Source organism: Chloroflexota bacterium (assembly GCA_040902225.1).
Classification (GTDB): domain Bacteria; phylum Chloroflexota; class Limnocylindria; order QHBO01; family QHBO01; genus CF-167.
Genome location: JBBDXT010000007.1, coordinates 170,626 through 187,276, shown reverse-complemented (window position 1 = coordinate 187,276; position 16,651 = coordinate 170,626). Strand labels below are relative to the sequence as shown.

Annotated in this window: 17 protein-coding genes and 1 riboswitch; of the genes, 15 read left to right on the top strand and 2 right to left on the bottom strand. The window is 70.2% G+C overall.

Features of this window, described 5'->3' with window-relative positions:
- Window positions 1–66 precede the first annotated feature (66 nt).
- Entirely contained in the window at window positions 67–828 is a 762-nt protein-coding gene (locus WEB29_09590) for a hypothetical protein (protein ID MEX2137181.1), read from the bottom strand.
- A gap of 141 nt (window positions 829–969) precedes the next feature.
- Between WEB29_09590 and WEB29_09585 the strand changes: the two genes are divergently transcribed.
- Genes WEB29_09585 through WEB29_09575 form a run of 3 tightly spaced genes read left to right on the top strand, consistent with a single transcriptional unit; the run spans window position 970 to window position 3,416 of the window.
- A complete protein-coding gene (locus tag WEB29_09585; GenBank protein MEX2137180.1) occupies window positions 970–1,974 on the top strand; it encodes a hypothetical protein in 1,005 nt (334 codons plus the stop codon).
- On the top strand, window positions 1,971–2,966 hold the full coding sequence (locus WEB29_09580) for a M23 family metallopeptidase (GenBank protein MEX2137179.1): 996 nt from the start codon (window positions 1,971–1,973) through the stop codon (window positions 2,964–2,966). Before WEB29_09585 ends, WEB29_09580 begins: the two co-directional genes overlap by 4 nt.
- Window positions 2,967–3,416 carry a hypothetical protein gene (locus WEB29_09575; protein ID MEX2137178.1) on the top strand — a complete coding sequence of 150 codons (450 nt, stop codon included), beginning with the start codon at window positions 2,967–2,969 and terminating at the stop codon, window positions 3,414–3,416.
- Here WEB29_09575 and WEB29_09570 read toward each other — a convergent pair.
- Window positions 3,397–4,830, bottom strand: a complete 1,434-nt coding sequence (locus WEB29_09570; GenBank protein ID MEX2137177.1) for an FAD-binding oxidoreductase — start codon at window positions 4,828–4,830, stop codon at window positions 3,397–3,399. The genes WEB29_09575 and WEB29_09570 overlap by 20 nt on opposite strands.
- A gap of 120 nt (window positions 4,831–4,950) precedes the next feature.
- Window positions 4,951–5,053, top strand: a riboswitch (TPP riboswitch).
- On the opposite strand from WEB29_09570, the gene WEB29_09565 reads away from it, so the two are divergent.
- The 12 genes from WEB29_09565 (at window position 5,022) to WEB29_09510 (ending at window position 16,611) form a co-directional block, all read left to right on the top strand.
- Entirely contained in the window at window positions 5,022–5,693 is a 672-nt protein-coding gene (locus WEB29_09565) for a thiamine diphosphokinase (GenBank protein MEX2137176.1), read from the top strand. Its footprint overlaps the riboswitch before it by 32 nt.
- Window positions 5,690–6,265 (top strand): ECF transporter S component, encoded by a 576-nt coding sequence (locus WEB29_09560; protein ID MEX2137175.1) that lies wholly within the window; start codon window positions 5,690–5,692, stop codon window positions 6,263–6,265. The genes WEB29_09565 and WEB29_09560 overlap by 4 nt, the downstream gene beginning before the upstream one ends.
- A 22-nt stretch (window positions 6,266–6,287) precedes the next feature.
- On the top strand, window positions 6,288–7,691 hold the full coding sequence (locus WEB29_09555) for an ATP-binding cassette domain-containing protein (protein MEX2137174.1): 1,404 nt from the start codon (window positions 6,288–6,290) through the stop codon (window positions 7,689–7,691).
- Window positions 7,688–8,437: an energy-coupling factor transporter transmembrane component T gene (locus WEB29_09550; protein ID MEX2137173.1), complete on the top strand. Its 750-nt coding sequence runs from the start codon at window positions 7,688–7,690 to the stop codon at window positions 8,435–8,437. The genes WEB29_09555 and WEB29_09550 overlap by 4 nt, the downstream gene beginning before the upstream one ends.
- 20 nt (window positions 8,438–8,457) lie before the next feature.
- Window positions 8,458–9,435: an alpha/beta fold hydrolase gene (locus WEB29_09545; GenBank protein ID MEX2137172.1), complete on the top strand. Its 978-nt coding sequence runs from the start codon at window positions 8,458–8,460 to the stop codon at window positions 9,433–9,435.
- Between the two features lie 14 nt (window positions 9,436–9,449).
- On the top strand, window positions 9,450–9,914 hold the full coding sequence (gene bcp / locus WEB29_09540; protein ID MEX2137171.1) for a thioredoxin-dependent thiol peroxidase: 465 nt from the start codon (window positions 9,450–9,452) through the stop codon (window positions 9,912–9,914).
- Entirely contained in the window at window positions 9,911–10,057 is a 147-nt protein-coding gene (locus tag WEB29_09535; GenBank protein ID MEX2137170.1) for a DUF5670 family protein, read from the top strand. The genes bcp and WEB29_09535 overlap by 4 nt, the downstream gene beginning before the upstream one ends.
- Window positions 10,054–10,224, top strand: coding sequence for a hypothetical protein (locus tag WEB29_09530; protein ID MEX2137169.1), 171 nt, complete (start codon window positions 10,054–10,056; stop codon window positions 10,222–10,224). Before WEB29_09535 ends, WEB29_09530 begins: the two co-directional genes overlap by 4 nt.
- Before the next feature lie 64 nt (window positions 10,225–10,288).
- Window positions 10,289–11,380: a metallophosphoesterase gene (locus WEB29_09525; GenBank protein MEX2137168.1), complete on the top strand. Its 1,092-nt coding sequence runs from the start codon at window positions 10,289–10,291 to the stop codon at window positions 11,378–11,380.
- Window positions 11,381–11,382: 2 nt separating this feature from the next.
- Window positions 11,383–13,887 carry an AAA family ATPase gene (locus tag WEB29_09520; protein MEX2137167.1) on the top strand — a complete coding sequence of 835 codons (2,505 nt, stop codon included), beginning with the start codon at window positions 11,383–11,385 and terminating at the stop codon, window positions 13,885–13,887.
- A gap of 58 nt (window positions 13,888–13,945) precedes the next feature.
- Window positions 13,946–14,665: a PIG-L deacetylase family protein gene (locus WEB29_09515; protein MEX2137166.1), complete on the top strand. Its 720-nt coding sequence runs from the start codon at window positions 13,946–13,948 to the stop codon at window positions 14,663–14,665.
- On the top strand, window positions 14,662–16,611 hold the full coding sequence (locus tag WEB29_09510) for a penicillin-binding transpeptidase domain-containing protein (GenBank protein ID MEX2137165.1): 1,950 nt from the start codon (window positions 14,662–14,664) through the stop codon (window positions 16,609–16,611). Before WEB29_09515 ends, WEB29_09510 begins: the two co-directional genes overlap by 4 nt.
- The last annotated feature ends 40 nt before the right edge of the window (window positions 16,612–16,651 follow it).

Here is a 16,651-nt window from a genome sequence, read left to right as displayed (position 1 = left end):
GGGTAGCTCTCGGCTCGATACCCCGTTCGTACCCCATCGCCCCCGTACCCGCCGGGCGCGAGGCGGTCAGGAGGCGACGAGCCCGCCGACCAGCAGGAGCGCTGCGGCGATCAGCAGCACCCCCGACAGCGCCACGGCCGCGGTCCCGGTCAGCATCAGCCGCGGGTGCGGGCCGCCCAGCAGCCGCATCGCATCGTCGAGCTCCAGCGCGCTCATGACGTATCCGCCGGGTGGCGCAGCCAGGGCCACGCGGCCATCCGTATCGCGCGTGACCGCCGCCAGCAGCAGCAGCCGGTCGACGACGCTGACCATCCGGGTCGTGGCTCGCGCATGGAGAGGGCGACCCTGCTCAGCCGCGACGCGCTCCAGCGCACCCGCGTAGGACTCGTCCAGCTCCGCGGCCGACCCTGCCCACACGTGCGGCAGCACGACCAGCGGCTCGGCCGCCTGGGCGGGATCGACCTGGAGCGATCCGTCCTGGTCCCACAGCTCGAAGGAGCGGGTCTCGCGCAGCCGTTCGATGCTCCTCCACCCGCCACGCGGCGCCGCCACCTCCACGTCCCGATGGAAGGCGACCAGCCTGTCGTGCTGCGAGGTGACGATCGGTTCGGCACACCTGATGCGGCCGAGGACCCGCACCGGGCGTTGGGGCAACGGATCCCCTGGCGCGAGGTCGAGCAGCTGCCCAACGCGGAGCTGACGGGCACCGGCCAGCCGCCGGCCGATCGCCGGTCGAGCCCCGGAGCGGCGGATGAGGACAAGCCCGAGTCCCAGCAGCAGGACGCCGCCGAGCGCGAGCCAGCCGGGAAGCATCAGCGGGGGGGGCATCTGGGACCAGTCATGTCCCGATAAGTCTGCGGTAAGGGGCGGTGGCTAGGCTCGCAGCCGTCGTCGTCCCACTCATGGAGGTCAGTCGCCACCGGAGCGTTTGTCGTCAGCGGTCGTTCCTCAACGCTTACGGAGGTCTCCATGTCCCCGTCCCAAGGCGCCATCGCGCGCCGCTACCCGGCCGGCAATCCGCGCATTGCCGCCTACCTTGCCGCTCCCCTCATCCTCGGCCTGCTGGCGATGGGCGTCGCGTCAGCCGAGCTGCCGGCCGGCGTCGCGCGCGTGAGCGCCGCGGACGCCGAGCGGACGGGATCGGCGATTCACCTGATCCAGCGGCCCGTCGGTGGCTCAACCCTTGTCGAGGTTGAGTCATCGACGACCGGCATGAGCCTGCTTGCCGTCTCGGCGGACGGTGGCAAGGTCGCGCTTGCCGACCAGCTTGGCGAGGCGTCCGGATCCCTCACGCTGGCGGATTCCGACGGTGAGCAGCTCCGCATCGGGATGACCGGCCTGCTGGCGGCGTCGTTCGCCACCGACGGCACGTGGCTGGCGGTGATCGACGGTCGCGGCGCCCTGTGGCGGGTCGATGCCACCTCCGGCCACACTGCGCTCCTGGCCGAGGGTCCCTTCATCGGCTCTCCGCTCATCGATGGCGATGGATCGCTCCTGGTGATCGCGGTCCCGTCGGTTGAGGCTCCATACGAGTCGCGGCTCGTGCGCGTCACGCCGGCCGCTGGTTCCGTCACCCTTATCTCCGCGCAGGAGCTGGTGTACGCAGTCTTTCCGCTCGACGACGGCGACCTGGCGGTCGTGGCGCACGACCCGGCCGGCACCGAGGTTCATCGGCTCACCAGCGCGGGGGAGAGTTTGCTGGTCGACCTCGGCGTCGGCGCCGTCAATGTTGCCGTGGCAGGGAACGGCCGTATCGCGTTCGAGCGCAGCGGCGGGGGGATCTACGTCCGTGACCCGGCGGGTCCCGGCCCGCGCCGTGTCGCCGCCGGATCGCGCCCGTGCTTCAGTCCGGATGGATCTGCGCTCCTGATACGGCGCGGGGATCAATCGCTGGCACTCGACGTTGACGGGTCGGTGCTGGTCGTGGCCGACGAGCCAGCCGGCTTTGCCGCTTCGGCGTGGTGCCTGCCATGACCCGCCTGTTATGCCGCGCGGCGGCATCGGTCCTCCTTCAAATCGCGATCATCGCAATCAGCAGCGGCTCGGTTCTCGCCGCAGACGACTACACGCTTCCGTTCTACGACCCGACCGTGACCATGAGCTACGGGGTCGACCGCGATCGAACGCTGAATCGTCAGCTTGACTGGACCGGGCAGGTCTGGAATGACGGACAGCCGCATTGGGGACGGGTCTACGACCAGCACACGGGAGTCGACTACCCGATGGCTGTCCGCACCGAGATTGCGGCCGCCAAGGACGGGACCGTCGTGGACTTCGAGGGGGGCTACGGGACCACGCAGTTCGGGTCGTTCGGTAACTTTGTGAGGCTCAAGCACGCCGATGGACGGCAGACCCTCTACTACCACCTGGCCAGCACAACCGATGGAGGGACGGCGGTCTGGGTCGGGCAGGCCGTACCTGCCGGCCATCGGATCGGGCGATCGGGGTGCAGCGGCATCTGCCACGGCGCGCACCTGCATTTCGAGCTGTTGGTCTGGAACTCCACGGCCAAGGCCTACAAGCCCACGGACCCGCTCGCGGAGCGGCGCTGGACGACCTGGCCCGGTCGTGTCCCGTTCGACGCCGCCTACGTTCGCGAGAGCAACGCCGGGACCGAGATCATCCGCCAGGGGCTGACCGTTACGCATTGGGTCGAGTTCCGCAATACCGGCGGTCGCACGTGGCGGAGCAGCGGAACGGTTGGGCGGACCAACCTGACGACGTGGGACCCCGCCGCCCACGCTTCCGTGTTCCGGGCCAGCGACTGGCCGTACACCTGGATGCCGACGTTCGTGGATGCCGCCAGCGTGGGGCCGAACGGAGTCGGCCGGTTCACGTTCGGCCTGAAGGGATCGCCCGCGCCGGGCAGTTACTCCGAGACCTTCAACCTGCAGTCGTATGGCATCCGCTGGTTCGATCACCAACGACTTGGTGGCTTTTACATTCCGATCAAGGTGACGAACTGAATGACCGTGCGCCACTCAACCATCCCTGGCCTGGTACTGCTGGCCATCGTGGCCGCGGGATGCTCGATGACCGCGACCGGCTCCCCGTCCGCGGGCGCACCGGCCCGCGGGTCTTCCCCGTCCACCTCGGCCGGCACGTCCCGCTCGGCTGAGGTGCGGAGGCAACTGCCAGACGCCTTCCCGGTCATGCCCGGCGCGGTGTCGGTGCCACTGTCGCAGGATGATCCAGGACTCATCGCCCGCTGGGAGAGCGACCGGCTTGGGGCTGCGGCATACGACTTCTATGTCGTGGCGCTACCGGCCGCGGGGTATCCCCTCGTCGGTCTCTACCCGGGGGGTGATTTCGCCGTGATCCGCTTCCTGGTGCCAGAGGGGGAGGTCTGGCAGATGGTGGCGCGCAGCACGGAGGACGGGCGCGTGGCGATCGAGATCAGAGTTGATCGGCCCTGAGGCGGTTACCGTGGGATGGCGTGATGTTGTGGTTCAGGTGAAAGACGTTGTCGGGGTCGTAACGGTCTTTCAGCGCGGTGAGGCGGGCCAGGCTCTCCGCCTGGTAGGCGTGCCGAACTCCGGCCTCGCCTTCGTCGGACAGGACGTTGACGTAGACGCCGGATGAGAACGGCTCCATGGCCGCTCCGAAGCGGCGAGAGGCTGCCATCCGCGCGCCATCCTCGGCCGGGTCGTCCCAGCTCCCAAAGGTGAGGAACTCGAACTTGGCATGCCGATGGCTGAAGGCGCTCGCGTCGATCCCGACCCGATTGATCGCGCCGCCGTAACCCTGCAGCGATGCGTTTGGCAGCAGATCGCCTGCACCGCCGCGGCCGATGAAGGCCTCGATCACCTCGTCGCTGAGCTCGCGAAGGTAATGGCCCTTCATGTACCGGCGCCCTCGCTGGTTGCCCATCGGCTCGTCGTTGCTCGACTGGAGATCCACGTAGGTCATCTCGTCAACAGTCTCGGAGACTGGCTCTGCAACCGCTCGGAAGGGGGGAAGCAAGGCCCGCCCCTCCTCCGGATCGCCGACCCACACGAAGCCGGCATTCACCAGGTCCTGGAAATACAGCTCGGGCGGGAGGAACGGCCACTCACGGGTCGTCCCGATCCAGGCCGTCGGCGTCGCCTGCGCCGGCGCCTCAGCCGCGAATTCGCGGAAGAAGCGCAGCACGTCTCTCGCACGCTCGATCGGGTAGAAGAAATCGACCACCAGCGCCTGCCCGTCGATGGGGTGCAGCCGGAAGGTAAACTTCGTCACCACGCCAAAGTTTCCGCCGCCGCCGCGCAGCCCCCAGAACAGGTCGGCGTTCTCATCGGCCGATGCGGCCAGGGTTTCTCCTGAGGCCGTGACAATCTCGTACTCGACGACGTTGTCACACGCCATCCCGAACTGGCGTGCCAGCCAGCCCATGCCGCCACCCAGCGTCAATCCCCCGACGCCGGTGTGCGAGACGTTACCGGCGGTGGTGGCGAGTCCGTGCTCCATGCTGGCTCGATCGAGGTCGCCCAGCAGGGCCCCGCCACCCACGTGGGCGAGCCGCGCCTCCGGCTCGATCCTGACCTCGTTCATGCGCGAGAGGTCGATCATCAGACCGCCGTCGGGGATCGACATGCCGAGGACGCTGTGCCCGCCGCACTTCACCCCGAGCTCCAATCCCTGGCTCCGACCGAATTCGATCACGGTTGCCACGTCCGGCGCATCGGCGCATTGCACGATCAGTGCCGGGTGCTTGTCGACCATCCCGTTCCAGGCCTGCCGCGCCTGGTCGTAGGCCGCATCGGAGGGGGTGATCAGGTCCCCGCGCAGCTTCTGGCGCAGCTCGCCGATCGCCCCTGCATCAATGTCGCGGTTCAGCGTCGGCGCACTCATCGGCCCAGCGATTCCTTCCTGGAGGTTCTCCGGCAGACCGTACCCGGCCGTCTCGCCCCGGTCAATGCGCCCGGTCAATGCGTCGGATCGCGTGCGTGCTACCCTCATCGACGACAACCCCAAGAGCGACAGGGGAGCGCGCAAGCGCTGAGAGTGCGGAAGGCCGCAGACCCTCGAACCTGATCTGGGTCATGCCAGCGAAGGGAGTCGGAGTGAAAGCAATCGTGGTCGCCGGCGGCGATGCCGCTTCGGAAGACGCTACCCACCTGCCCGGCGCAGAGATGGTGATCGCCGCCGACTCCGGTGCTGGGTGGCTGGACAGCTGTGGGGTGCTGCCAGACCTGGTGATCGGTGACATGGACTCGATCGGCCCCGCCCTGCTTGAGCGCCTGGCGACGCTGGGGGTCGAGGTCGAGAAGCATCCCGCCGAAAAGGATGCCTCGGATGTCGAGCTCGCCCTTTCTCGGGCCGTGGCCGGCGGCGCCGACGAGGTCGTGATCCTCGGAGGGCTCGGCGGGGAGCGGCTGGATCATGAGCTGGCAAATCTGCTCCTGCTGGTCGACCCCCGGTGGGAAGGCATCGAGCTTCGCATGACCCGCGGTGGCACGACCGTGCAGGCCCTCCAGGGTGGCAGCCGCCGCGAGCTGGCGGGGATCGCGGGTGACCTCGTCACCCTGCTCCCCCTGAACGGTGACGCAGCGGGGGTGCGAACCGCCGGCCTGCGCTACCCGCTCGCCGGGGAGACGCTTCAATCCGGTCGCTCCAGGGGTCTCTCCAACGAGGTTGAGCGCGCACCCGCATCGGTCTCGCTCGAGCGCGGGACGCTGCTGATCATCGAGACGCGAAAGGAGCCGAGCGTATGACTGCGCAGTGGAGGACGGTTGACATCGTGCTGGGCGCCGCATTGGCGGTCGCCTTTGGGGCGGTCTTCCAGGCCTGGAACCTGCTGTGGACCGCCGCGTCACCGGCCTTTGTCGCCGTGCCGCCGTTGCAGGGCTTCATGTATGGCGTCTGGCTGCTTCCGGCAGTGCTGGTTCCGCTCGTGATCCGGCGACCCGGTGCCGCCCTGCTGGGAGAGGGGGTGGCGGCCGTTGCATCCGCGCTCTTCGGCGCGCCATGGGGCCTGCTGACGATCGTCTACGGTCTGATGCAGGGAGGCGCGGCCGAGCTCGTCTTCGCGATGGGGCTGTATCGGCGCTGGGGACTTTCGATCTCGCTCCTCGCCGGTGCAGCGGCGGGCGCAGCCGCGGTGTTGCTGGACCTGGTCATCTACTACCCGAACTGGGCCGCCGATTTCCAGGTTCTCTACGCCGCACTGGTCATCCCGAGCGCGGCTGTCGTTGCCGGCCTCGGTGGCTGGCTCCTGGTGCGGGCACTGGTCCGCACCGGCGTGCTGAGCGCCTTCCCGGCAGCGCGCGAGCAGCCGGAGGTCTGAGCCGCTGAGCGCGCCCGTCGCGATCGAGGCGCGCGGCTGGGGCTGGCGGCACGCCGGTCGTCGTGCCTGGGCGCTGCGCGGCCTGGACATGCGCATCGAGGCCGGGGAACGGGTGATGCTGCTCGGCGCATCGGGCTCGGGGAAGTCGACCCTCCTCGCCGGCCTGGCGGGCCTGCTCGGCGGCGGTGAATCCGAGGGCGAGCTGCGCGTCGACGGGCTCGATCCTCGAAACACGCGCGACCGGACCGGGATCGTGTTCCAGGATCCCGAGTCGAGCCTGGTAATGGGGCGTGCAGGCGACGAGGTCGCGTTTGGCCTGGAGAACCGATGCGTCCCGTCGAACGAGATCTGGCCGCGGGTCGACGAGGCGCTCGAGATGGTCGGCTTCCCGTACGGCCGGGAGCGCCCCACCGACGCTCTCTCCGGCGGCGAGCAGCAGCGGCTGGCGCTGGCTGCGGCCCTGGCGCTGCGCCCCCGGTTGCTGCTCCTCGACGAGCCCACCGCGAACCTGGACCCGGACGGTGCCGCGCTGGTGCGAGACGCCATCCGCCGGCTGCTTCCCGGCGGCGGCGAGGTGACGATGCTGCTGGTCGAGCATCGCGTGGCCGAGTCGGCCGACCTGGTCGACCGCGTCATCGTCCTCGAGGCGGGTGGCGGCGTGCGAGCCGATGGGCCACCGGCCGAGGTGTTCGCAACCCGCGGCGATGAGCTGGTGGCGGCGGGGATCTGGGTGTCGAACCACCCGTTGCCGATACCGGGCCGGCGCCAACGCCCCGAGACCGAGGTGGTGCTGGTGGCGGAGCAGGTTGGCTACCGCTTCCCAGGGGAGAGGTCGCTGGCGGTGGGGCCAATCGATGTGGCGGTGCGCTCCTCGGAGGCTCTGGCCATCGTGGGACCGAACGGGTCGGGCAAGTCCACGCTGGCCCTCCTCCTGGGCGGTCTCCTTCGCCCGACAACGGGATCGGTGACCGATCCCGATCGGCAGCCGATCTGGCGGCTGCCGGCGCATCGGCTGGCGCGATTCATCGGCTCCGTCTTCCAGGATCCCGAGCACCAGTTCCTGGCGGGGAGCGTCCGCGATGAGCTGACCCTCGCCCCGTTGCGGAACCGCGCCTCCCCGGTCGAGGCGTCGCGGAAGGCGGCGGAGCTGATGGAGCGGCTCCACCTCAGTGCGCTGGCCGAGGCCAATCCCTTCACCCTCTCCGGCGGCGAGAAGCGGCGCCTCTCGGTCGCCACCGCCATGGTCGGTGAGCCGAGGGTCCTGGTCCTCGACGAGCCGACCTTCGGCCAGGATCGGCGGACGGCGGTCGAGCTCCTCGACCTGCTCTCCCGGCAACGCGACGTGGGCCGGGCGATCTGCTTCGTCACGCACGACCTCCCCTTCGCCGATGCCCTCGCCGACCGCACGCTGGAGTTGGCCAGATGAAGCGCTTCACGCCTCTCCGACCCGACCCGCGTGCCCCGCTGGCCGGGGCCAACCCGGTCGCCAAGCTGGGTGCGGCCGCGATCCTGATGGCCGTGCTGTTCCTGGCGTCGGGGCCGGTCACCCCCGCGCTCGTGCTCGCGGGGATCCTGGCCAGCCTGCCGATCGCCGGCCTTGGGGTGCGCACGCTGCTTGTCCGCACCTGGCCGCTGCTCGTCGTCGCCCTCATGGTGGGGGTGCTGAACGTGCTGCTTGCTCCAGGCTCGCGCGGCGGCCCGGACATCGTGACCGGCCTGGCGCTCGGGCTGCGGCTGCTGGGGATCGCGCTCTCCGGGGTGATTGCGCTGGCCACCACCGACCCGACCGACCTGGCCGATTCGCTGCAGCAGCAGGGTCGCCTCTCACCGCGCCTGGCAGTCGGGGCGATGGCAGCGATCCGCATGCTGCCCATCCTCGCGGCCGAGTGGCAGCTGCTGGGCATGGCGCGCCGGGCGCGCGGCGTCAGCGCCGGCTGGTCGCCCCTCCTCGCCGCGCGACTCGCATTCGGAAAGCTGCTGGCGCTGCTGGTCGGAGCGGTGCGGCGCGCAACGCGCCTGGCGCTGGCGATGGAGGCGCGCGGCTTTGGGGCGGCACCCTGCCGCACGATCGCCCGACCGCAGCGCATGCGGATCGCCGACTGGGGCCTGCTGCTCGCCGCGGTCGCACTCGGCGCAGCGGCGCTCGGGATCGGCTCTGCGCTCCGGGTCTGAGGCGCGTGTACCCTCGTGGCATGCCCCGCTCGGAGGAGCTCCGCGTCCGGGCCGGCGACGCCGGCCTGGCGGCGACCCTGTTGCTGCCGGACGGCCCGGCGCCCGACGGCGGAAGCGGCCGCTACCCGAATGTCCTGCTGCTCCCCTCGTGGCTGCCGCGCGACCGTGATGGCGCCTACGATCGGATCGGCCATCCCGGCTGGTTCGCGGCGCTCCCGTCGGGGACTCAGCCCGGCCTCCTTGCCCGCCTTGCCGAGGCGCTCGCCAGCCGCGGCGTGGCCTCCCTGCGCGCCGACCCGCGCGGGTGCGGCGCTTCCGAGGGCCTCTGGGAAGAGGTCACCCTCTTCGCCAAGATCGACGATGCCCGCGACCTGCTCGCCGCCATGCGCGGCCGCTCGGAGCTCGACCTGCGCCGATCCGGGATCGTGGGGCACGGCGAGGGGGCCGGGATCGCGCTGGCGGTCGCGATCGGTGATCCAGCCGTCTCGGCCCTGACCCTGATCGGGGCCTCGGCTCGGTCGTGGCGCGAGACGCTGCGCCGTGCCGCCGCAACGCGTGGCCGCGAGGGCACGGACCACGAGCACCCGATCGTCGTCGCCATCGACCGCTGGAGCGAGGAGCTGATCGAGCATGCCGAGCGACGTGAGCCGAACCTCACCCTGCCGCTTCACGGAGCCGGGACCGTGACGCTGGCCCTGGCACCGTACGAGCAGGCGATCCACACGCCGCCGCTGGCGCTGGCAACCATGCTGCATCGGTCCGTTGCGCTCGTTCACGGCGAGGCCGACAGCTGGTCCGATCCAGACGAATTGGCGCTCCTGGCGGCCGCCCTGTCGGACGCCGGCAACGAACCGGGGACGCGGCTCGTTCCGGGGGCAGGTCACGATCTGGTTGAGGCGAGTGACGAGCTCATCGGCGAGGTCGCGGCAGACCTGGCCAACCGCCTCCTTCCGCGCGACCTGCCCCCGGTCCTCCTGGCGATCGAGGAGATGGGGTGAGGTACGATTCGACCATGACCCAGCCCCTGGTGGGAGACCCTGTACCGCCCTTCGAGATGCACGCCGACGACGGCTCGACGGTCTCGACCCAGAGCCTCGTGGGACACCGCTACGTCATCTACTTCTACCCCGCGGACGACACGCCCGGCTGCACCAGGCAGGCATGCGGCCTGCGGGACAATTTCGCGCGCGTGACCGCCACCGGGGTCGAGGTCTTTGGCGTCTCGCCCGACTCGATCGAGCGCCACGTCAAGTTCCGCGACAAGTACGACCTCCCCTTCCGGCTCCTCTCCGACGAGGGGCACGGGGTGGCCGATGCGTTCGGCACCTGGGTCGAGAAGAAGTTCGCCGGGAAGACGTACATGGGCATCGAGCGCACCTCCTTCATCATCGGACCGGACGGCCGGATCGAGCATGTCCTGCCGCGCGTCAAGGCGGGCGAGCATGTGGACCTGCTGATGGAGCGGCTGGCGGCATGATCTGGACCGGGATCGCCGTGACACTGGTGGCCTGGTTCATCGGGCTTCTGCTGCGGCTGGGGCCGCTGGTCAACCTGCTGCTGGTCGTGGCGGCGGTGCTGCTGGTGGTCCAGGTCATCAACGAGCGGCAGGAAGAGCCGTGAGCCCCGCCTGGCAACACCTGGCCTGGCGGTCGCTGCCGGTCGTCCTGGTCCTCGCCTGGTTCCTGCTCCTGATCGGCGGCTTCAGCCTCGGTGGCCTGCTGCACCTCTTCCTGCTGGCGGGGATCGCGGTCTTCGGGTACCAGCTGATCTCGGAGCGCTCGAGCTAGTCCCCGTCTCGGCTGTCCGAACGCGACGGCCTAGGTGTCGCGAAGGGGGCTAGGCTTGGCGATCATGCGGATCCTGCATTTCGCCGACCTGCACCTCGATGCGCCGTTCGCCTGGGCGCGTCCCGAGATCGCACGGCTGCGGCGACGGAACCGCCGCGAGACCATGACCCGCATCCTCCAGCTTGCCGATGACGAAGGCGTCGACGCCATCCTGTGTGCCGGCGACCTGTTCGAGCACGATCGCTTTACTCCCGACACTGTCGCCTTCCTGCGCGAGAGCTTCGGCCGGACGAGTCTCCCGATCTACCTCGCGCCGGGCAACCACGACTGGTACTCGCCGCGCAGCCCGTATGCGCTGGTCGATTGGAGCCCGAACGTCCATCTCTTCACGGAGTCGCAGCTGACCCCGGTTGAGCTCGCTGACGGCCTGACGCTGTGGGGCGCCGCCCATCAGGCCCCAGCCGGAACGGGTCCCTTCTTTGCCGACTTCCGGGCCGATCGGGGGGGCGTGCACCTCGCCCTGGCCCATGCCTCGGAGCGCAGCGCCCTGCCGTTCCAGGAATCGGGGAAGGAGCCGCATTCGCCCTTCGACGCTGCCGAGCTCGAGGCGGCCGGCATCGCCCACGCATTCCTGGGGCATTACCACGTGGCGCGCGATCGCGAGCGCTACACGTATCCAGGCAACCCGGATCCCCTGGAGTTCGGCGAGTCGGATGGGCGGAGCGTGGTGCTGGCAACCGTCGCCGATGACGGCACGGTGACGCGCGAGCGTCGATCGGTCGCCGTCAGCCAGGTGCATGACCTGACGGTCACCCTGGACGGCTGCCACCACCTCGATGACGTCCGCCAGCGGATCGCGATGACGATCGCCCCGCTCGCCGGCTCGGTGCGCGTGATGCTCAGCGGCGAGGTGCCACCCGAGCTGCCGGTGGATCCGCGAGCGCTGACCGAGCTCGGCGAGCACCTCGACGGCTTCGTCGTGCGAAGCGCCGCCCTCCTGCCCTCCTACGACCTGGAGGCGATTCACGCCGAGGCGACGGTGCGCGGCCAGTTCGCGCGCGACACCCTCGCGATCACCGATGACGACCGTCGCCGCAAGGTGCTGATCACCGGCTTGCGCGCCCTTGAGGGTCGCGCGGACCTCGAAGTGGCCTGAGCATGTGGATCGAGCGGGTGATCGCCCGCGCCTTCGGCCCCCTCACCGACGAGACCCTCGAGCTGGGCGAGGGGATGACTGTCATCGGCGGCCCGAACGAGGCCGGCAAGACGAGCTGGCACGCCGCCACGCGGCTGGCTTTGACCGGGGTTCGCCGCGGGCCGGGACGCACGAAGGAGACGGCGGCGGTCATCGAGCGCCACCGCCCCTGGGATTCGCCCGAGCGCTGGGAGGTGGAGGCTCGCCTGCACCTGGCCGACGGCCGCACCGTCGACATCAACCAGGACCTTGCCGGACGGATCCAGTCCCGTGCGCGCGACGTGGTATTGGGCGACAACGTCTCGATGGAGATCATCAACGAGGGGACGCCGGACGCGACCCGCTGGCTCGGCCTCGATCGCGAGTCGTTCGCATCGGTCGCCGCCGTCAGCCAAGCCCAGATCATGGCCGTGGCCGATAGCGCAGGCTCCCTGCAGGACCATATGCAGCGCGCCGCCGCCACCCATGGAACCGATGCGACCGCGGCCGAGGCGATCGAGCGGCTCAAGGTTTTCCGCCGCGAGGCCGTCGGAGCGGTCCGTGTCGGAGCCACCGGGCCGATGTGGGCTGCCATGCGCGAGCAGGAGGCAGCTGAATCGGCGTTGGCCGAGGCGCGCCGCATCCATGCCGACTACCTCGACCGGGAGGCGAGGCTCGAAGATGCCTCGCGTGCTCACCTCGCCGCGTGTCGCCAGCTGGCTGCAGCTGAAGCGGGACTGGCCCGGCGCGAAGCCGATGACCTCGCGGCGCGGGCAGCGCGGGCGACGGTCCTGGCGGCGGCACACCCTGAGCCACCGGCCGCTCTGGCGAGCCGCGACGAGCTGGCCGACGAGGTGGCGGCTGCGCTCGAGGCGTGGCGTCGACGTCCTGCACCGGTCACGCTCACCGGACCGTCCGCCGCGGCGCTGCAGGCCCGGCTCGCCGCACTGCCGACCGTACCCGACGGAGATCGCCGGCCGGACCGATCTGTCATCGACGCCGCCCGGGCGCTCGACCTCGCCGAAGAGGCGCTCCGTCTCCACGTCGAACCGACGGAGATCCCAGCACCGTCGTCCAGGCCCTCGACACCTGGAGCCTTGCCATGGCCTTCGCTCCTCGTCGCGGCCGGCGTCGGCGTTGCGGGGCTGGTCCTCATCACCCTCGGCCAGGCCCTTCCGGGCATCGCACTGGCCGCGGTTGCGCTCGTGATCGCGACGTGGGCCTGGTCGAGCCGCCGAACCGCCGCTGACCCTGGATCGAATCCGGGCGTGGCCGCTGACCAAGAGGCCAGATCGGATCGCCTGCGAGAGGCGATTCGCCTGGGCGAGGGCCAATTGCGCGCGACACTGGCAGCCCGCGGAGCGGCTGCTGACGGTGAGCTGCGCGCGGCCACCGCGGCCTACGAGACTGCCTGCGCCGAGCGTGACGATCTCGCTCGCGCATCGGCGGGGTCGGAGGGCCTCCAGCGCGCGATCGAGGCGCGCCTGACTGCCGAAGAGGGCGCGGAGCGCGCCGTCGCGGCGGCCGCCGCAATCGAAAGCGCGCTTCGCGAGGCCGCGCGGCTCATCGGCGAGCAGAGTGAAGGGGCGCCCGACTCACTGGCTGCCGGCCTCGCCGCGTGGCAGGGACAGCGGGTCGAGATCGCCCGTGCCAGCGAGGTCGCGATCCGGGAATGGCAGGAATTGCAGGGACTCCTGGCGGGCAGGAGCCTGGTTGATCTCCAGGAAGAGTCCGCTCGGCGCGATGAAGCGGCAACCGGGCTGCTCGCCGTGGCCGGCGAGCAGGTATCTCTCCCCGCGAAGGCGGACTCGAGTGCTGCGGTCGCATCTGCCCGTTCCGACGCGTCGCGGGCCAAGGAGGCCGTTGACGCGCTCACCGGGGAGCTTCGCCTGCTGGCCACCACGCTGCCTGACGTGGCCGAGGCGGAGGAGCGCTCGGACGCGGCGCGCACCGAGCTGGCGCGTGTCCAGGAGCTGGCTGCGGTGATCGACGAGACGCTCGCCCTCCTCGAGGCCGCCGAACGGCGGGTCCACCGCGACCTCGCGCCGATCCTCACCGAGTCCGTCCAGCGCCACCTGTCGGCGATCACCGGCGGCGCCTACGTGGAGGTGGGGATGAACCCGCGGGACCTCTCCGTCGACGTCAGGGAGGCCCGCACCGGCCAGTGGCGCGACGCTCGCTTGCTGTCGGAGGGGACCCGTGAGCAGATCTACCTGCTGCTGCGGGTGGCGATGGCCGAGCACCTGGTCACCACCGACGAGCGGGCTCCGCTCCTCCTCGATGAGGTGACGACCCAGTCCGACCCGGAGCGCAAGCGCAGGATCCTGGAAGTGCTCCACGCGCTGAGCGCCGACCGGCAGGTGATCCTCTTCAGCCACGATGCGGAGGTCGTGGACTGGGCCAGCTCATCCCTTGCCGAGCCGCGGGACAGGCTTGTCCGGCTGGTGGCTCCGGCCACGACTCCACTGGCTGAGGCCGCTAACCGCTGATCCGGCGCTCGACTGGTAGGATTCGGCCCACCTTCATCCGGCCCCGCACCAGTGACCGATGCCCAACGACCGGCTCCCGACACCCGAACGCGTCCTGGTCGTCGCCGCGCATCCAGACGACATCGAGTTCGGCGCGGCGGGGACGGTCGCACGCTGGATCGACGAGGGGGCCAGGTTGCAGTACCTGCTGATGACGCGCGGCGACAAGGGGAGTGACAACGCGGCCACGGACCCGGTCGCGCTGGCCAGCCTGCGAGAGGGAGAGCAGCGGGCCGCGGCCGCCGAGATCGGCGTCACCGACGTCGAGTTCCTGGGCGAGCCGGACGGCCAGGTGGAGCCCAGCCTGCGGCTCCGCGAGCGGGTCACCCGCGCGATCCGAGCCTTTCAGCCCGAGATCGTAATGAGCCACGACCCGACCGTCCTGTTCGTGAACAACGAGTGGATCAACCATCCCGACCATCGGGCGGTCGGGACGGTGGTGGTGGACGCCGTCTTCCCGACCGCGCGCGACCCGCTCAACTTCCCGGAGCACCTCGCCGCAGGCCTCGCTGCCTGGAAGGTGGCCGAGCTCTTCCTGTGGAGCACCAACGAGGCAAACCAGCTGGTGGATATCGGAGACACGCTTGAACGCAAGATCGCGGCCCTGGCGCATCACGCCAGCCAGTTCCGCGACTTTGGCGAGACCGCTCGATGGCTGCGCCGGGGAGCCGAGGAGCTGGGTGAGCGGGCCGGCTACCCCGCGGCGGAGGGCTTTCGCCGGGTGATGCTCGCCCGATGATCCGCTCGCGCGTCACGATGCGCCTCGCCATGCTCCTGCTCACCGCGACAGTCCTGGCGGGATGCGCACCAACGCCGCCCGAGCCGAGCCCGAGCGCCGGGCCATCGGCTACAGCAGCCCCACGCGACCCGGAAGCCGACGCCGCCGGCCTCGTTGCGCGTCAGTTCGTGGCCGAATGGAGCGAACGGCGCTACGAACAGCTGATCGATCTTGTTGCCGTGCAGGACCGCAAGCGGTACATCCCCGCGGTCATCATTCGCCTGCTCCGCCAATTCGACGAGCTGGCCGGTGTGACCAGCATGGTTGGGGAGACCGGTCCCCCGATCCGCAGCAGCGCTCACCCGGACGTCCCGGCCGAAGGCCCGGTCCCCGCTTTCGCGGTCCATTTGAGCCTCACCTTCCAGACGGACCGATTTGGCACGGTGGCCATTCGCACACGGCTGCTGCTCACCCGGGGGCCGCAGGGATGGGAGGCGCGCTGGAGCCCGTCGCTCCTCTTCCCGGCCCTCGGTGACGGAGACGCCCTGGCGCTGCAGCGCACCGCCGCGCCGCGCGGCCGCATCGTCGGCGTCGCCGGCACGATCTGGGCGGAAAACCGTGAGGACGGGGCGCGCGTGTATCCGCAGGAGTGGCTCGCTGGGCAGACGGTCGGCTACGTAACTCCGGTGACTGCCGCTGAGCTGGCAACACTGCCACCAACGGGGGACTACCAGGTGGGGGAGGCGATGGGACGCAGCGGCCTCGAGCAGGGGGCGCAGCGGCTGTTGCGGGGAAGGCCGGGAGTTGCCCTGGCGGCTGTGCCACGCACCGGGGACCCGGTACCCCTTCTGACACGGTCAATGGTTCCTGGCGCCGACGTGACGATCACCATCCGTCCGGACCTTCAGGCCACGGCCCAGGCCGCCCTGGCCCCGTACGCTGACGCGGCCACTGCCGTGCTCGATCCGAAGTCCGGCGACGTCTGGGCACTCGCATCGGCGCCTGCCTTCAACCCGAACGCGATGACCCTGGGCACAACCCTCGCCGGTCAGCCTCTGCCAACTCCCATCGAAGGCGCGTCATTGAACAAGGCGACGCTCGCCGCCTACCCGGCCGGCTCGTCATTCAAGCCCTTCACCCTGCTGGCCGCGCTGGAGACCGGGGTGGCGACGCCTACGACCCGCATGTCCTGCTTCGGCACCTGGACCTACAGCGGATTCACCTTCCACAACTATCTGGATCACACCCTGGGCGGGAGCGTGTCGCTCGAGGAGGCGATGGCCTTCAGCTGCAACACCACCTACATGCCGCTTTCGATCAGGGTCTGGGACGCAGACCAGACGGCGCTCCCCGACCTGGTCGCCGAGTTCGGGTTCGGCGTCTCGACCGGCATCCTCCACCTTGCGGACAACCCCGGCATCCTCCCGAATGCAAGCTACTTCTCCCTGACCCCTCGGGGCGGCGGCCAGATCAGCCCGTACGGGCCCTTCGACCAGATCCAGCTCGCCATCGGACAGGGCAGCTTCCTTGGCACTCCCCTCCAGCTGGCCAACGCCTACGCGGCGTTCGGGAATGGAGGCACGCTGTGGGTACCGCGCCTAGTGACGCTCGTCACGCGACCCGATGGAGTGGTCCTCGAGCGCAACGAGCCCCGCGCGGCGCGCCAGGTGAACGTAAAGCCCGAGAGCTTCGCCTATTTGACGAAGACGCTGCGCGCGGTGATCACGCTTCCCTACGGCACTGCTCACCGCGCCTTTGCCGGATTCCCTATCCCGGCTGCCGGCAAGAGTGGAACCGCCGAGACCGGCACGCCCAGGCCAGATGCGTGGTTCCCCGCGTACGCGCCGGCGAGCAACGCCGAGATCGCCGCCGCCACCGTGCTGGTCCACGTCAGGCTGGCGACAGGCGGCACTGATGCCGCCCCACTCGTCCGGCGCGTGATGTCCACGTACTTCTACGGACCGTGAGGTCAGTCCGACGACCGGCTTGGCTGGCCTCGCAACAGCC

What these genes read in the sequence shown, in the direction of transcription:
- WEB29_09590 (MEX2137181.1), bottom strand. Translation starts at nt 828, where the DNA reads ATGCCCCCCCCGCTGATGCTTCCCGGCTGGCTCGCGCTCGGCGGCGTC.
- WEB29_09585 (MEX2137180.1), top strand. Translation starts at nt 970, where the DNA reads ATGTCCCCGTCCCAAGGCGCCATCGCGCGCCGCTACCCGGCCGGCAAT.
- WEB29_09580 (MEX2137179.1), top strand. Translation starts at nt 1,971, where the DNA reads ATGACCCGCCTGTTATGCCGCGCGGCGGCATCGGTCCTCCTTCAAATC.
- WEB29_09575 (MEX2137178.1), top strand. Translation starts at nt 2,967, where the DNA reads ATGACCGTGCGCCACTCAACCATCCCTGGCCTGGTACTGCTGGCCATC.
- WEB29_09570 (MEX2137177.1), bottom strand. Translation starts at nt 4,830, where the DNA reads ATGAGTGCGCCGACGCTGAACCGCGACATTGATGCAGGGGCGATCGGC.
- WEB29_09565 (MEX2137176.1), top strand. Translation starts at nt 5,022, where the DNA reads ATGCCAGCGAAGGGAGTCGGAGTGAAAGCAATCGTGGTCGCCGGCGGC.
- WEB29_09560 (MEX2137175.1), top strand. Translation starts at nt 5,690, where the DNA reads ATGACTGCGCAGTGGAGGACGGTTGACATCGTGCTGGGCGCCGCATTG.
- WEB29_09550 (MEX2137173.1), top strand. Translation starts at nt 7,688, where the DNA reads ATGAAGCGCTTCACGCCTCTCCGACCCGACCCGCGTGCCCCGCTGGCC.
- WEB29_09545 (MEX2137172.1), top strand. Translation starts at nt 8,458, where the DNA reads ATGCCCCGCTCGGAGGAGCTCCGCGTCCGGGCCGGCGACGCCGGCCTG.
- bcp (MEX2137171.1), top strand. Translation starts at nt 9,450, where the DNA reads ATGACCCAGCCCCTGGTGGGAGACCCTGTACCGCCCTTCGAGATGCAC.
- WEB29_09535 (MEX2137170.1), top strand. Translation starts at nt 9,911, where the DNA reads ATGATCTGGACCGGGATCGCCGTGACACTGGTGGCCTGGTTCATCGGG.
- WEB29_09525 (MEX2137168.1), top strand. Translation starts at nt 10,289, where the DNA reads ATGCGGATCCTGCATTTCGCCGACCTGCACCTCGATGCGCCGTTCGCC.
- WEB29_09520 (MEX2137167.1), top strand. Translation starts at nt 11,383, where the DNA reads ATGTGGATCGAGCGGGTGATCGCCCGCGCCTTCGGCCCCCTCACCGAC.
- WEB29_09515 (MEX2137166.1), top strand. Translation starts at nt 13,946, where the DNA reads ATGCCCAACGACCGGCTCCCGACACCCGAACGCGTCCTGGTCGTCGCC.
- WEB29_09510 (MEX2137165.1), top strand. Translation starts at nt 14,662, where the DNA reads ATGATCCGCTCGCGCGTCACGATGCGCCTCGCCATGCTCCTGCTCACC.